The following is a 13,801-nucleotide window of genomic DNA, read 5'->3' as shown; positions in this document are numbered from 1 at the left end:
CCTGGTCGGCGCCCCCGCTTTCGTCTTTGCTCAGACGGCCCCGCCGTATCGGGGCCGATCTGATGCGGTCACATGAACAGGAGAAATCCGTTGGCAAAAGAGAGAATGCCGTAGCACCCGACCGCCACCGCGATGACCCATACGTACTTCTTTTTCAAAAGCGCCGCGATCGAGGAGAGCAGGATCGCGATCTGCAGGAAGATCACCGCGACGCCGAAGGCTTGGCCATGTTTCTGGGCGTCGTTGCGCTTTTCCTCCAGCTTCTTGGCGTCAGCCTGGATCTGGGCCTTTTCCGTATCGTACTTGGCGATCTTCTTGGCGTACCCATCGATCTTCTTCTGCATCTCGGCAGCCAGCTCGGCATTGCCCCGCGGCCCCGTCGCCTTGAGCTGCATATCGAGCTGGTCCTTCTGCATTTCATAGAGGTAACCCTTGATGCTCTTGGACTGGTAGAACGCCCACTGGTCGGATGCCTGGGTCTGGTACAGGATCGAACGGGTCGAGAACCCGCCCCCCTTGAAGGTGGCCAGGGTCGCGCAGACGGCAAGGACAATGGTCGTAAGTGCCAGGTAGTTGAGCCAGGGTTCCTTTTTTTCTTCAGCCATAGATATCCTCCGTGAGTTGAGCAGTTGCGGCATTATACACGATCCCCCGCGGCGGTTAAACGGTTTCCTGCGAGACCGCGCGCCCCATCTGCGACGTTGCATTTATCAGGCGGTTCGGGTAACATTATGAATCTCAAATTGGTGTCAATTCACATGAGAACGGAAAGCACATCCTTCGCATAATTGCTATCCCTGCCCCGAGACAGGAGACGCCCCATGGGCAAATTGCTGCGCGTGTTGATCATCGAAGACTCCCCCGATGACGCCGAATTCGTCATTCGGGAACTGAAGCATGGGGAGTGGGAGATCCACGCGGAGCGGGTGGATTCGGCACCGGCGCTGGAAGCGGCCCTGCGCGATCCTTGGGATGCGGTCATCTCCGACTATGTCATGCCCGGCTTCAGCGGTCTCGAGGCGCTCGAGATACTGAAGGGGAAAGGGCTCGACCTCCCCTTCATCATGGTCTCCGGCAAACTGGGCGAAGATACTGCCGTCGAGGCGATGCGGGCCGGCGCCCACGACTACCTGCTGAAAGACAACCTTTCCCGCCTGGTCCCGGCAATCAAGCGTGAGATGGACGACGCCCGGGTGCGCCAGGAACACCGGCGCGCCGAGACAGAGCTGCGCGACAAGCTCGACTTCATCCAGGTGCTCATCGACACCCTCCCGACCCCGATCTTTTACAACGATCCCCAGGGGCGCTACATCGGCTGCAACAAGGCGTTCGAAGAGTTGATCGGGCTCAAGCGGGACGAGATCATCCATCGCAGCGTCTACGACATCCTCCCCCGCGACCTTGCGGCCCTCTACAATCGGGGCGAGGCGGCACTGTTGACCGAACAGGGAACCCAGGTAGTCGAGGGGTCGATCGACTGCGCCCGCGGGGGGCGGCGCGAGGTCATTTTCTACACCGCGGTCTTCCGGAATTCGGACGACGGGGTCGGCGGCATCGTAGGCGCGCTTTTGGATATCACCGAGCGGAAGCAGTCCGAGCTGAAGCTGCGCCACCTGAGCACTCACGACATGCTGACCGGGATCTACAACCGCGCCTACTTCGACGAAGAGCTGGAACGGCTGCGGCGGGGACGCATTTTCCCGGTATCGATCGTGATGGCGGACGTGGACCGGCTCAAGGAAGTCAACGACCACCTGGGACACGCCGAGGGGGATGCCCTCCTGAAACGGGCGGCCCAGGTCCTGCGGGGTGCCTTCCGGAAGGAAGACGTCGTGGCCCGGGTCGGTGGGGACGAGTTTGCGGCCCTGCTTCCCAACATCGACGAGGAGCTCCTGCAGGAGGCGATGGATCGCCTGAATGCCAGCCTGGAGGCGAACAACGTTGCCCATGGCCTGCGCAAACTGAGCCTTTCCATCGGATCGGCCACCGCGCACGACGGGCAGGAACTGATGGAGGCCTGGCGCGAGGCGGACGAACGGATGTATCGGGTGAAGAAGGGGCGCGGACGCAGCGAGTTCGAGAAGGCGCCGGCGGCGTGAAAGGACACGGCGGCCGCTTCCGGCTTTAGCCCCCTCGTTTTCGCTTACCCCCCTCCAAGAGCCCCCATCCTTACCCGGTCCGTCGCCCCCTTGCTCGCGCGTGCAAACCTTGAAGGAGAGCGGACCCCTTTAATCCAGCGACAATCCTTGCCCCGGCTAAACGCCAAAAGGCCCGATGACAGTGTCACCGGGCCTTTCTCTTTATCAGTTGCGGGATATTTCCGGCTAGGGCGCCAGGAGCTCCTGCCCGTCCTTGTTCCATTTGGTATCGGGATACTCGGCAGCGAGCCGTTTCAGGGTGGTCGTCCCCTTCTCGCGGTCCCCCTGCTTCAGGTACGCCTTGCCGAGGTAATACAGGTTCTCGGGCTGATGCGGCGTCTTCGGGAACTTGGCCAGCGCCTCGCTCAGGCGTTTGATCGCCGAAGGGTAGCTTCCGGTGCGCAGATAGTAGGAACCGACGTAGATCTCGTACTGGAGTTCCTTGTCGACGCAATCGTCCCGCTTCTCCTTCACCTCTGCCGCATATTCCGACTTCGGGTACTGGGCCAGAAAGGTGTCAAAGGCGGCATGAGCGCTTTTTACCGGGGTCTGGTCGGTATCGATCCCGTTGATCTCACGGTAGTGGCTGAGCCCAAAACGGTACAGCGCGTAGGCAGCCTTCTCGTGGGAAGGATGGAGCTTGCGGAAATCCTCGTACGCCGCGGCGGCCTCGATGTAGGCCTTGTTTTCAAAATGGGCGTCGGCGATGTAAAGCTCGGATTTTGTGGTCAGCTCCGCGCTGCTGTACGCCTCCTTCACCTTCTTGAAGGACTTGATCGCCTCTTCCCAGTCGTGCTTGTCGTACAGCTCGACCCCTTCCTTGAAGTTGGCCTCCGGGCTCTTCACCTTCGGGGTGGTGGCGCAGGCCGACACCAGGGCCAGCAGGACCAGCAGGGAAAACGGTTTGAGGGCTCGCAGCATGGGCTCTCCTTGCGTACGTGATTGACTTGGCAGGACGAGGTATGTCTCAGTCGGGGGGGAACCCCATCCTCACCCTGTCCCTCTCCTTGAAGGAGAGGGAACGTGAGGGCGATTTTCTTCCGGGTTTCAAGGGGACAGGCACCTGCGGAGCCAGCCCGCGAGCGTTCCCGACGTTCGAACGACTAGGCCCGGCCGGCGCGCTTGCGCTTGGTCGGATCGAGTTCCTTCTTGCGGAGCCGGATCGAGACCGGGGTCACCTCGACCAGTTCGTCGTCATCGATGAACTCGAGCGCCTGCTCGAGGGTGAGCAGCCGCGGCGGGGTCAGCTTGATGGCGTCGTCGCTCCCCGAAGCACGGACGTTGGTCAGTTTCTTACCTTTGCAGGGGTTGACTTCGAGGTCGTTGTCCTTGGCGTGCTGGCCGATGATCATCCCGCCGTACACCTCGACGCCGGCCCCCAGGAAGAGGATTCCGCGCGGCTGCAGCGCGTCGAGCGAATAGCCGGTGGTCTCCCCCTGTTCCATCGCGATGAGCACCCCGTTCTTGCGCCCGGGGATCTCCCCCTTGAACGGCGCGTACTCGTGGAAGGTGTGGGTAATGACGGCGGTGCCGCGGGTCTCGGTGAGGAGCTCGCCACGCAGGCCGATCAGGCCTCGCGCCGGAACCACGAACTCGAGGCGGACCGTCTCCCCCATCGGGTTCATGGCGACCATCTCGCCCTTGCGCGGTCCCATCCGCTCGATGATCGCCCCCTGGTATTCGGACGGCACGTCCACCACCAGGTACTCCATCGGCTCGTACTTCTTGCCGTCGACGTCGCGCATGATGACCTCCGGCTTGGAGACCGCCATCTCGAAACCTTCGCGGCGCATGTTCTCGATGAGGATGGAGAGGTGCAGCTCGCCGCGCCCGGAGACCTTGAAGGTATCCGCGTTGGCGGTCGCCTCGACGCGCAGCGAGACGTTGGTGCGCAGTTCGCGGTCCAGCCGTTCCTTGATGTTGCGCGAGGTGACCAGCTTCCCTTCCCGGCCGGCGAAGGGGGAGGAGTTGACGATGAAGTTCATCGAGAGGGTCGGCTCGTCAATGGCGACGTAGGGAAGCGCGATCGGGTCGGCCGCGGAGGCCAGCGTCTCCCCGATACCGACTTCGTCGAAACCGGCGATGGTGACGATGTCGCCGGTGAAGGCCTCGGCGACTTCCACCTGCTTGAGCCCTTCGTAGCCGAGGAGCTTGGACACGCGCCCCTTGACCATGCTCCCGTCGCGGCGGATCAAGGCGACGGTCTCGCCGGCGGTCACCTTGCCGTTGAAGATCTTGCCGGTGGCGATCCGGCCGATGTAGTCGTTGTAGTCGATATTGGTGACCAGAAGCTGGAAGGGGGCGTCCGGGTTCCCTTCGGGGGGATGGACGTTGTCCTTGATCATCTGGAAGAGCGGCTCCATGTTCTCGGAGGGGTGCTCCAGGTCGATCATCGCGTATCCCATCTTGGCGCTGGTGTAGGCGATCGCAAAGTCGAGCTGCTGGTCGGAGGCCTGCAGTTCGCAGAAAAGGTCGAAGACCATGTCGACAACCTCGCTGGGCCGGGCCCCGGGGCGGTCGATCTTGTTGATGACGACGATGGGGCGCAGCCCCAGGTCGAGGGACTTTTTCAGGACGAAACGGGTCTGCGGCATCGGGCCGTCCAAGGCGTCGACCAGAAGCAGCACCGAGTCCACCATCTTGAGCACGCGCTCCACCTCGCCGCCGAAGTCGGCGTGGCCCGGGGTGTCGACGATGTTGATCTTGTAACCGCCGTGGTGGATGCTCAAGTTCTTGGCGAGGATGGTGATCCCCCGCTCCTTCTCGAGATCGTTCGAGTCCATCACCCGCTCGGTGATCGCTTCGTTTTCCCGGAAGACCCCGGACTGCTTCAACATCGCGTCGACGAGGGTGGTCTTGCCGTGGTCGACGTGCGCTATGATGGCAATATTCCTGATTTTTTCCTGCATGACGTGCAAATGCTCCTTTGGGCTGGTGCGGCGAAAATAAAAAGACGAGCAGCCGCCCGTCTTTAAAAACAGATCAATATCGCATTAATGTGGCCGAATGGCAACTACTTTCTGATAATTCGCGGCCTTTTCCCGCCCATCTGGGCCATCGCCTGCTTCTGGATGGTCCCCAGGCTTTCCAGGTGGAACTGGAGCCACATCTCGCCGTAAGGCTTCATCTTCATCTTCTTCCCTTCGCGCAAAAGCTCCAGGTTCTGCTTGATGTTCTCGTCACCGGGAAGCTTGGCAAGCCCCTTGGCGAGCACCTCGCAGGCCTTCACCGTCTCCCCGATCTCGTTCAGGCAGTAGGCGTAGAGGCTCCAAAGCAGCGATTCCTTGGGCGAGGCGACCACCGCCTTCTCGAAGGTCTCCTTCATCTTCTCCGGCTTGTTGCGCTTCATGTAGGTGACCGCGAGCATCCCCATGGTGACCCAGTTCTTGAAGAACCCTTTTTCCAGGTAGGGAAACGCGGTGGAGAATTCGCGCTTGACGAAGTAGACCATGCCGATGGCCGAGTTGATCTGGGCCTCGACGTAGATCTGCCACTTGCCGTAGCGCAGCGCATCCTTGAGGTCCCGGATCCCCTTCTCGAAACGCTGGGCCTGGATGTCCTTCATCGCCGGCTCCATGATCTCGCTGAGCTTTTTGGTGATGATCCGGGAGATGATCAGGAAGCAGCCCAAAAAGACGATGAGAGCGGCGAGAAGGCCCGCCCACCAGTAATGGATCCCGGCCGGGACCGTTACCAGGGCGAACGCGAGGAGTGCGGCAGCTGCTGAAATGAGAAGGTTGTACATCTTTGGGTATCCCTTTCTAGGTTAGGTGATGTGCTATGGACGGACCGGATAGCGCGCCGGCTACCCTTCCGTTTTCTGCTGGAGCTTGGCGACGATGAGCTTCTTCCCCGGGCGCAGCGCCATGTGGCTTTTCATGTTGTTCCAGCCGGCCAGGAGCTTGGTGGTTACGTTGAAGCGCTTCGCCAGCGAGAACAGGGTGTCGCCCTTCTTGACGATGTAGTACTTGACGCTGGCGACCCGGGAGGCACGCGCCGGCTCGGCGCCCTGCGCCTTGGCGACCGCGGCTTTCACCGACGGGGTCTCATCCAGCTCGTCGGCCGGGATCACGATCGGGATCTTCAGGGTCCGGCCCCGCAGCTTGGTCTTGTGGCTCAGGTTGTTCGCCTCGGCGAGGACCTCGGTGGTGGTGCCGAAACGCTTGGCGACCGTCGCCAGGGTCTCCTTCTTCTTCACCCGGTAGTGCACGGTCTTGACCCGCTCGGTGTAGCGCTTCTCCTCCGGGACCTTGGCGTAGGCGGTCTCGAAGATGGAGCCGCACCCCTTGGGGATCTTCAGCTGGTACCCCGGGAAATCGGGCGGCGTGGAGGAGCGGAGCAGCTCCGGGTTCAGCTCCTTGATGTCACGGGCCGATACCCCGCAGATCTTCGCCGGGATGCGCAGATCGGTGCGCGACGGGATCTGCGCCGTGTCGAAGACGATCGGCGGGAGATAGGCGACGTCGGCAAAACCGTACTTGGCGGGCTCCTTGGCGATGATCGCCGCGGCGAGGAGCTTGGGGACGTAGTCCTTGGTCTCCCGCTTGAGGTACTCCCCCTTGGAGAGCTCCCAGAAGTCGCGGCTGTTGTACATGTTGATCGCCCGCAGGATCTTGTTTTCGCCGGCGTTGTATCCCGCGGCGGCCAGGTACCAGTCCTTGTTGAAGAGGGCGTAGAGCTCCTTCAGGTACATGGCGGCGGCGACGGTCGACTTGAGCGGGTCGCGCCGCTCGTCGATCGAGGAATCGATCCTGAGCGAGTAGTTCCGGCCGGTCTCCGACATGAACTGCCACGGCCCGACCGCGCGGGCCACGGAATAGGCCTGGGGCGAAAAGCCGCTTTCGATCATCGCGAGATAGACGAGATCCTCGGGCAGCCCCTCTTTCCTGAGCACCCCGCGCATCATCGGGATGTAGCGCTCGGAGCGGGAGAGCCAGCGGGAAAAGGCGCCGCGCGCGTCAGTTTGGAAATACTTGATGAAGTACGCAACCTTGTCGTTGAAGGTGAGCGGGATGTCCGATTGCGGGAGTTCCTGCTCAGGCAGCTTCAATTCAAAATCGTCAGACGGGGGAAGTTGGTCGGCATCGTCGATGCCGGGATCGGGTGAGGAGACCTCGAGCGCCTTCGAGAGCATCGCCTCGTTGGCTGCCAGTTGAACAGGGCGCTTTTCCCTAGGAAGCCGGTCGTGCAGATCGGCCCCGGTAGGAGCCGGCCGTTCCGCCGCACCGGCGGGAAGCGCGCAGCAAAGCGCAACGGCTAGGATGATGGCCTTTATCATAAGATGTGGTCCTCATTGCTTTAAGTCCTCAAGCGATTGGCGGTCCGCAGAAACTACGGCGGTTTCGAAACGACGAACCGCGGCAGAATAACGGAATTCGAAAAAGTTGTCAAACCTTAGGGATTTACCACCGCGGTAAGTTACTATTATCACAGTACTTATCGCATATACTGTGAGGCAGATCACAGATTTCGAACGTTATTTTGCGGCAAGGGGGAGGGAGCTCGGCCACCTGGGCGGGAAAACGAAGGGAATTTCCGGCGGAGAATTAAAAAAAAGCCCCCCGGTTTCCCGGAGGGCTTTTTCTTTGTGGGCCGCCCACCGCCGTCGCGGAGGGCTAAATACAGCAACCCTCTTTACAGTGGCTTACCGGGCGGATCATGAAATGAGAAGTCCACATATCCCTTGATCTCCTTGTCACCTTTTGGATTTGATTCCCTCACTGTGTAGTTCCTGGAGGATGGAAATTATAATAGTCTTCCCCTTTCTCATTGTCAACGAAGGTAAACTATAATTAATTTGCTCGTTTGACCGTCTTTATTAATTTAAGAAGCGTGCCGTCCTTAAGTTCCAGCGCCGCCCGCGGGCAGAGTTCCCGGCAGCACAGGCAACGGATGCAGGCTTGGTAATCGAAGGAGAGCTTCCCTCCCTCGACGGTGATCGCCTTGGGAGGACAGGCACCGACGCAGACGCCGCACAGGGTGCATTTGCCGGGCACCGCCGTCGGACGGGAAGTGAGCTGGTTGCGCAGCCGGTCTTTGAGAAACGCCGGGAGGCCGAACTGCACGTCGGAGAGATGGGGCAGGCGAAAGGGAGGTCCGGAGCGGGCCAGCTGCGGCGCGACCCCGCAGCAACTGATGGTTTCGCGGCGCGCCCCGGGGAGATCGAGCTCCCGCGCCGCGGTCTCCAGGTAAAGAAGCTCGCGCGGGATTCCCGCCACCTCGGCGGCGATCACGTCGACGGCAACGGCATTGGTCCCGGCAAAAAGGAGCCCGGTTGGCCGCGGTTCCCCGCTTCCCGGGCCGTTTCCCTCCATGGCGACGATCCCGTCCACGATGTTGAGCTCGGGTTGGCGCAACAGGTAGATTTCCAGGAGCATCCGGGCGAAAAGCCCCTTGTCCGCCCCCGCTTTCAGATGCCAGGCCGCCTTCTCCCCCCCGACCACCGACCCGAAGAGGTTTTTGACACAGCAGGTCATGGTCATCATCTCGTGGGTCTTGAGCTTGGCGAGGTTGATCAACCGGTCCGCCTCCAGGTAAGGGCGCGCCAGTTCGAAGCTGCGGAAGGTCCCCTTCCCAGCCACCGGGACCGACTCGGCAAACGGGACCAGTTCGGCGCCGGTCTCCTCAACGACGGCCAGCATCCCGGACCGTTCGGCGACCCGCTGCATCCCCCCGATCCCGGGCGAATCTCCGACCAGGGGGGTAGCGCCGGTTTCCTGCACCAGCTCGATGACCGCCCTGAGTACCTCCGGGTGGGTGGTGACCGCCGCTTCCGCCGGTTTGGCAGAGAGCATGTTCGGCTTGATCAGGACCCGCTCTCCGGGGCGGACGAAGGCCGCCATCCCACCCAGCGGCGCCAGGAGCCGGACGATCCCTTCCCGGACCGCAGCGCGGTCGTAACTGGCGACCTGTTCTATGACTACTTGATGCATATCATGCCCTTCTCCCCCAAAATTTCCCCTGCGCCGAACCCATTGGACCAATCCGTCCGACCAGGCCGATCGGCCGGATCGGCCCGGTGCGGGAAAACTGTTGTCATTTCCCGCGGCGCTGAGGTATAGAGTCATAGCATGAAAGAAGGAATCGAGCAATTCTGCACCTTTCTTGAGACCGAGCGCAACGCCTCGGCCCACACCGTCACGTCCTACCGCAGCGATCTTTTCCAGTTCGCCGCGTTCGTGGAAAAGAAGCGGGAGAACCTGGACCCGCGCGGCGTCGACCATCTCCTGATCCGCGGCTACCTGGCGCAGCTCCACAAGGGGCTCGCCAAAAGCTCCATCGGGAGAAAACTCTCCGCAGTGCGCGCTTTTTTCCGGTTCCTGCTCCGGGAAGGGAGGGTCGACCGCAACCCGGCCGAACTGGTCGCCACCCCCAAGAAGGATCAGAAGGTCCCCTTCCATCTCAACATCGATCAGGTCACCGCGCTGGTCACCTCCCCTGCGGGAGCATCGGGCCTTCCCTTGCGCGATCGCACCGTTTTGGAGCTGCTTTATTCCTGCGGTATCCGCGTCAGTGAGCTTACCGGCATGGACGTCGGAAGCTTGGACCTTGAGCTCGGGCTGGCCCGGGTCCTCGGCAAGGGTGGCAAGGAGCGCCTGGTCCCGGTCGGCCGCCACGCCCGCCGTGCCGCCGGCGATTACCTGACCGAACGGGGCAATCCCGGGCTGAACGAACCTCTGATTCTCAACGCTTCCGGCGGACGGCTCACCCGCCGCAGCGTCGCCCGCATCGTCGAGCGCCATGCCCGACTCATCGCCACCATGCGTCGGGTATCACCGCATACCCTGCGCCATACCTTTGCCACCCATCTTCTGGAAGGGGGGGCCGATCTGCGCGCGATTCAGGAGCTTTTGGGGCACGCATCCCTCTCCACCACCCAGAAATACACCCACGTCAGCATCGACAAGCTGATGGAGGTTTACGACAAGGCCCACCCCAAGGCGCACCCGCCGCAGCGCAAGGGCTCCTAAAACGTTTCCTTGAAATGTAACGCGGCCGTCATTATCATTAAACGACGGTGTCCCTGACACCACTGATCCCCCCGAGCACCCGCGGGAGGCTTCATCATCGTTTCCGGAGGTCCCATGGCCCGTCTGTTCCGCAGCATCCGTCTTCTGTCCCTGCTTTCCCTGCTTCCGCTGTGCGCCTGCAGCCACGGGCCGGTCGGCAATAACGGCAGCGCCAAGTGGGACCCGGAGTCCCCCTACCCGCTCCCCTCTCCTCCGAAGGTCGGCGAGATCGTGCACCTGCCGACCGGAAAACTGGTCAGCATGGATCAGATGCTGTCCATTGCCGCCGACTACCGGATCGTCTACGTGGGCGAGACCCACGACAACCCCGCCTCGCACCGCCTGGAGCTGGATTTTCTCAAGGGGATGGAGGAGCGCCATCCCGGGCGCCAGGCGGTCGGCATGGAGATGTTCGTCCGTTCCCAGCAGCCGGTCCTGGACCGGTGGGTCGCCGGGGAGTTGACCGAAAAAGAGTTCCTGAAGCAGGTGAAATGGTACGAGACTTGGCGTTCCGACTTCGCCTACTACCGGGAAATCCTTTTCTATGCCCGGGACCACAAGATCCCCGTGGTCGCGCTCAACGCCGAGAAGTCCCTGGTCACCGCCCTGCGCACCAAAACGCCGGAGGAGCTCCCCCCGCAGCAGCGCCTCGAACTGCCCCAGATGGATTTCAACGATCCCTACCAGCGCGCCCTGATCTCGGCCATTTTCAGCGATCACCTGAAGGGGGGACTGAAGATCGACGGCTTCGTCCGGGCCCAGACCTTGTGGGACGAGACCATGGCGGAGTCGGTTGCGAATTTCCTCGACAGCCCGCAGGGAAAGGATCGCCACCTGCTGGTGTTTGCCGGCGGGCACCACGTCGGCTACGGCTTCGGCATACCCCGCCGCGTCTTCCGCCGGATGCCGGCTTCCTACCTCCTGGTGGGAGGGCACGAGATCAACCTGGGGGCCGAGAAGCAGGACCGGCTGATGGACGTCGAAATCCCGCAGTTTCCCATGGTCCCCTACGATTTCCTCGCCTATCTTAAATACGAGGATCTGCCGGCCACCGGGGTGCGTCTCGGCGTGGTGCTCGAACCGGCCAGCGGCGGAAAAGGTGTCCTGGTCACCATGGTCGAGCCGCATTCGGCTGCCGATGCGGCCGGGATCCAGAAGGGAGACGTTATCCTGGAGATCGACGGGACTCCGATTGCCGAGAACTTCGACCTGGTGTACGTGGTCCAGCAGAAGCATCCGGGCGACCGGGGGGTGCTGAAAATCAAGCGGCAGGAGGAGATCCTGACCCTGACCGCCACCTTTGCCGCGCCGGCGACGGACCTGCATCCGAAAAAGTAACCCGCCAACCGACCACGGCACCGAAACCAAAAGAGCTGCAAGGGGGATTTGATTTTCCCGTTGCAGCTCTTTGTCTTTCTATCGGTGCGGTTCCAAGGGACAGGTACAGCAGATGGCGACGGCGGCCGAGGAGCAGACTGCGGTTACCGCGGAGATCTCCTCCAACATCCACCAGAACAACGACGTGGTCTTAGAGACCGCGCGAGGGGCCCACGAAACCGCCACGGCGGCCTCCGCCCTCTCCATGCTCGCTGACGACCTGCAGCGGATGGTGAGCCGGTTCCGGCTGGCGTAGACGGTGGAACTGCTGGTGCCCCGGCAGGGTGCCTGTGCCGTGGGAGCGCCTTCCAGCGGCGAGCGGCGATGGTCCTTCGCGCCAGGAATGGGACTCCCACAGGGTAGGCGCCAGCAGCGCTGAGGGCACCTTATCCGTTTGACGCAGCCGGAGCCCCGGCCGAAGCCCACCTTTGGCAAAAGAACAAAAAAAGCCCCGCCGTTGCCGGCGGGGCTTTTTTGTTTGCTGCGGGGCGTCTGCTATTCGCAGAGGTCGATCTTGACGTCCCAGTTTTTCAGCTTCATGGTGCCGTTGCGCTCGAGGTTGAGGTGCATCTTGAACGCGCGGTCCCACAGCTGCGGCTCGTGGCCGACTTTGCGCTTGAGGCAGTCCTTCTCGGCGATGTCGAGGTACTCGGTGAGCTGCGCCTTGTAGTCCGGGTGGGCGCACTTCTCGATGATGCGGCGGGCACGCTCTTTCGGGGCGAGGCCACGCAGGTCGGCCAGCCCCTGCTCGGTGATGACGCAGTCGAGGTCGTGCTCGGTGTGGTCGATGTGCGAGCAGTGCGGGACGACGCAGGAGATACCGGTCGGGTCGGTCTTGGACGGACGGCTCGACGGGGTGTGCATCATCTTGAGGAAGCCGTTACGCAGGAAGTCGCCGGAACCGCCGAGGCCGTTGATCATGCGGGTACCGCCGACCAGGGTGGAGTTGGCGTGCGCGTAGATGTCGATCTCGACCGGGGTGTTCATGGCGATGCAACCCAGACGACGGATCGGCTCCGGTGCGTTGGAGATGGAGAGCGGACGGAGCACGATCTTGTCGAAGTACTTGTCCATGTTCTCGAAGAAACGCGGGAAGCCCGGGGTGGCCGACAGGGACAGCGAGCAGGAGGAAGCCATGTCGAGCTTGCCGGAGTCGAACAGGTCGAGCATGGTGTCCTGGAGGACCTCGGTGTAGACGGTGAGGTTCTTGAAGGGCCCTTTGGCAAGGCCGCCGATGACGGCGTTGGCGATGGAGCCGACCCCCGACTGGATCGGGAGGAGGTTCTTCGGCAGACGACCGGCTTTCACCTCGGTGGTGAAGAAGTCGATGATGTGGTTCGCGATCGCCTCGGAGGTGTCGTCCTGCTCGGCGAAGGCGCGCCCCTGGTCACGCAGCTTGGACTCGACCACGGCAACGATCTTGGACGGATCGCAGGGGATCGAGGTGGAGCCGATGCGGGAGCCGGCGGTGGTGATGTCGAACACCTGACGGTTCGGCGGGGTGAGCGGGGTGATCAGGTCGTGGATCCCTTCGAAGGAGGGCTGTCCGGTGTTCACCTCGACGATGATCTTGTCGCAGATCATCAGGATCTCGGGGATGACGCCGCAGGAGGAGGTCGGAACCAGGCTGCCGTCTTCCTTGATCGCCGAGACTTCGATGATGGCGAGGTCGAGCTTGCCGGTCTCGGAGTCCTTGGTGTAGAAGCCGTAGCCGAGGTCCTGGGCGAAGAGGGAGAGGTGCTTGTCGCCCATCCGGATGCGCCCTTCGTTGATGCCGGCCGCGATGTTCTTGCCGGTCTGGTACGGCCAGCGGCGGTCGATCATGTCGAGCGATGCCCAGCGGTCTTCGGTCTCGGCCCCGACGGAGGCGCCGATGAAGAGGTTGAATTTCAGCTTGCCCTGCAGGCTGTTCTGTTCGACGTGGTTAGCCAGCGCGATCGGCACCACTTTCGGATAACCGGCGGGGGTAAAGCCCGACCAGCCGAGGTTCATCCCGCTCTTGAAGAAGGGGATGGTCTGCTCGGGAGTCATGACCTTGCTCAAAAGGGACTTGCATTGTACTCGGTCTTGCAGCGTACCGTACTCGGACATCTTCTCCTCCTGTTCTGTTTTAATGTTTACAGGTGTATTCCTTCCAGCAAAGACTCTTCCGTCTGCGTAAGGTAGCCTGTGACATCCCTGCCGAGGCACCCGATTGCCGGATGCGTGATAAGAACCGGGGGCGTCCCCCCGGAACCGTAACGAAAACAACGGGATTTTCCGGTCCCGACCGCCGCA

At 62.0% G+C, this 13,801-nt stretch carries 11 protein-coding genes; 4 read left to right on the top strand and 7 right to left on the bottom strand.

The annotated features are described in order from the left end of the window. Positions 1–68: 68 nt before the first annotated feature. On the bottom strand, positions 69–605 hold the full coding sequence (locus JFN93_RS18220) for a DUF4337 domain-containing protein (RefSeq protein ID WP_199385566.1): 537 nt from the start codon (positions 603–605) through the stop codon (positions 69–71). A gap of 216 nt (positions 606–821) precedes the next feature. Between JFN93_RS18220 and JFN93_RS18215 the strand changes: the two genes are divergently transcribed. Continuing rightward, positions 822–2,099: a diguanylate cyclase gene (locus JFN93_RS18215; RefSeq protein ID WP_199385565.1), complete on the top strand. Its 1,278-nt coding sequence runs from the start codon at positions 822–824 to the stop codon at positions 2,097–2,099. Positions 2,100–2,324: 225 nt separating this feature from the next. On the opposite strand, the gene JFN93_RS18210 is transcribed toward JFN93_RS18215, so the two are convergent. The 5 genes from JFN93_RS18210 to JFN93_RS18190 all read right to left on the bottom strand — a co-directional run bounded on the left by JFN93_RS18210 (position 2,325) and on the right by JFN93_RS18190 (position 9,070). Further along, complete coding sequence (locus tag JFN93_RS18210; RefSeq protein ID WP_199385564.1) at positions 2,325–3,059, bottom strand: outer membrane protein assembly factor BamD; 735 nt, start codon at positions 3,057–3,059, stop codon at positions 2,325–2,327. Positions 3,060–3,241: 182 nt separating this feature from the next. Beyond that, complete coding sequence (typA, locus tag JFN93_RS18205) at positions 3,242–5,047, bottom strand: translational GTPase TypA (RefSeq protein ID WP_199385563.1); 1,806 nt, start codon at positions 5,045–5,047, stop codon at positions 3,242–3,244. Between the two features lie 104 nt (positions 5,048–5,151). After that, the gene (locus tag JFN93_RS18200; protein ID WP_199385562.1) at positions 5,152–5,883 is read right to left on the bottom strand and encodes a tetratricopeptide repeat protein; all 732 of its coding nucleotides are present in this window, start codon (positions 5,881–5,883) and stop codon (positions 5,152–5,154) included. A gap of 60 nt (positions 5,884–5,943) precedes the next feature. After that, entirely contained in the window at positions 5,944–7,416 is a 1,473-nt protein-coding gene (locus tag JFN93_RS18195; protein WP_199385561.1) for a lytic transglycosylase domain-containing protein, read from the bottom strand. A 514-nt stretch (positions 7,417–7,930) separates the two neighbouring features. After that, positions 7,931–9,070, bottom strand: coding sequence for a DUF362 domain-containing protein (locus JFN93_RS18190; protein ID WP_199385560.1), 1,140 nt, complete (start codon positions 9,068–9,070; stop codon positions 7,931–7,933). Between the two features lie 138 nt (positions 9,071–9,208). Between JFN93_RS18190 and JFN93_RS18185 the strand changes: the two genes are divergently transcribed. The 3 genes from JFN93_RS18185 to JFN93_RS18175 all read left to right on the top strand — a co-directional run bounded on the left by JFN93_RS18185 (position 9,209) and on the right by JFN93_RS18175 (position 11,780). Then, entirely contained in the window at positions 9,209–10,108 is a 900-nt protein-coding gene (locus JFN93_RS18185) for a tyrosine recombinase XerC (RefSeq protein WP_199385559.1), read from the top strand. A 114-nt stretch (positions 10,109–10,222) separates the two neighbouring features. Beyond that, complete coding sequence (locus JFN93_RS18180; protein ID WP_199385558.1) at positions 10,223–11,485, top strand: ChaN family lipoprotein; 1,263 nt, start codon at positions 10,223–10,225, stop codon at positions 11,483–11,485. 112 nt (positions 11,486–11,597) lie between these two features. Next, the gene (locus tag JFN93_RS18175) at positions 11,598–11,780 is read left to right on the top strand and encodes a methyl-accepting chemotaxis protein (protein WP_199385557.1); all 183 of its coding nucleotides are present in this window, start codon (positions 11,598–11,600) and stop codon (positions 11,778–11,780) included. Between the two features lie 239 nt (positions 11,781–12,019). Here JFN93_RS18175 and JFN93_RS18170 read toward each other — a convergent pair whose 3' ends face one another. Then, a complete protein-coding gene (locus tag JFN93_RS18170; RefSeq protein WP_199385556.1) occupies positions 12,020–13,615 on the bottom strand; it encodes an acetyl-CoA hydrolase/transferase C-terminal domain-containing protein in 1,596 nt (531 codons plus the stop codon). Between the last annotated feature and the right edge of the window lie 186 nt (positions 13,616–13,801).

It is taken from the genome of Geomesophilobacter sediminis, from assembly GCF_016458275.1.
GTDB lineage: Bacteria > Desulfobacterota > Desulfuromonadia > Geobacterales > Geobacteraceae > Geomesophilobacter > Geomesophilobacter sediminis.
Note: the sequence above shows the minus strand (reverse complement) of the source record. Positions and strands in the feature narration are given on the sequence as shown.

Bases quoted from the DNA above. Each gene is read 5' to 3' on its own strand.
- JFN93_RS18180 (WP_199385558.1), top strand. From the start codon at position 10,223: ATGGCCCGTCTGTTCCGCAGCATCCGTCTTCTGTCCCTGCTTTCCCTG.
- JFN93_RS18210 (WP_199385564.1), bottom strand. From the start codon at position 3,059: ATGCTGCGAGCCCTCAAACCGTTTTCCCTGCTGGTCCTGCTGGCCCTG.
- JFN93_RS18220 (WP_199385566.1), bottom strand. From the start codon at position 605: ATGGCTGAAGAAAAAAAGGAACCCTGGCTCAACTACCTGGCACTTACG.
- JFN93_RS18190 (WP_199385560.1), bottom strand. From the start codon at position 9,070: ATGCATCAAGTAGTCATAGAACAGGTCGCCAGTTACGACCGCGCTGCG.
- JFN93_RS18175 (WP_199385557.1), top strand. From the start codon at position 11,598: ATGGCGACGGCGGCCGAGGAGCAGACTGCGGTTACCGCGGAGATCTCC.
- JFN93_RS18215 (WP_199385565.1), top strand. From the start codon at position 822: ATGGGCAAATTGCTGCGCGTGTTGATCATCGAAGACTCCCCCGATGAC.
- JFN93_RS18195 (WP_199385561.1), bottom strand. From the start codon at position 7,416: ATGATAAAGGCCATCATCCTAGCCGTTGCGCTTTGCTGCGCGCTTCCC.
- JFN93_RS18200 (WP_199385562.1), bottom strand. From the start codon at position 5,883: ATGTACAACCTTCTCATTTCAGCAGCTGCCGCACTCCTCGCGTTCGCC.
- typA (WP_199385563.1), bottom strand. From the start codon at position 5,047: ATGCAGGAAAAAATCAGGAATATTGCCATCATAGCGCACGTCGACCAC.
- JFN93_RS18185 (WP_199385559.1), top strand. From the start codon at position 9,209: ATGAAAGAAGGAATCGAGCAATTCTGCACCTTTCTTGAGACCGAGCGC.
- JFN93_RS18170 (WP_199385556.1), bottom strand. From the start codon at position 13,615: ATGTCCGAGTACGGTACGCTGCAAGACCGAGTACAATGCAAGTCCCTT.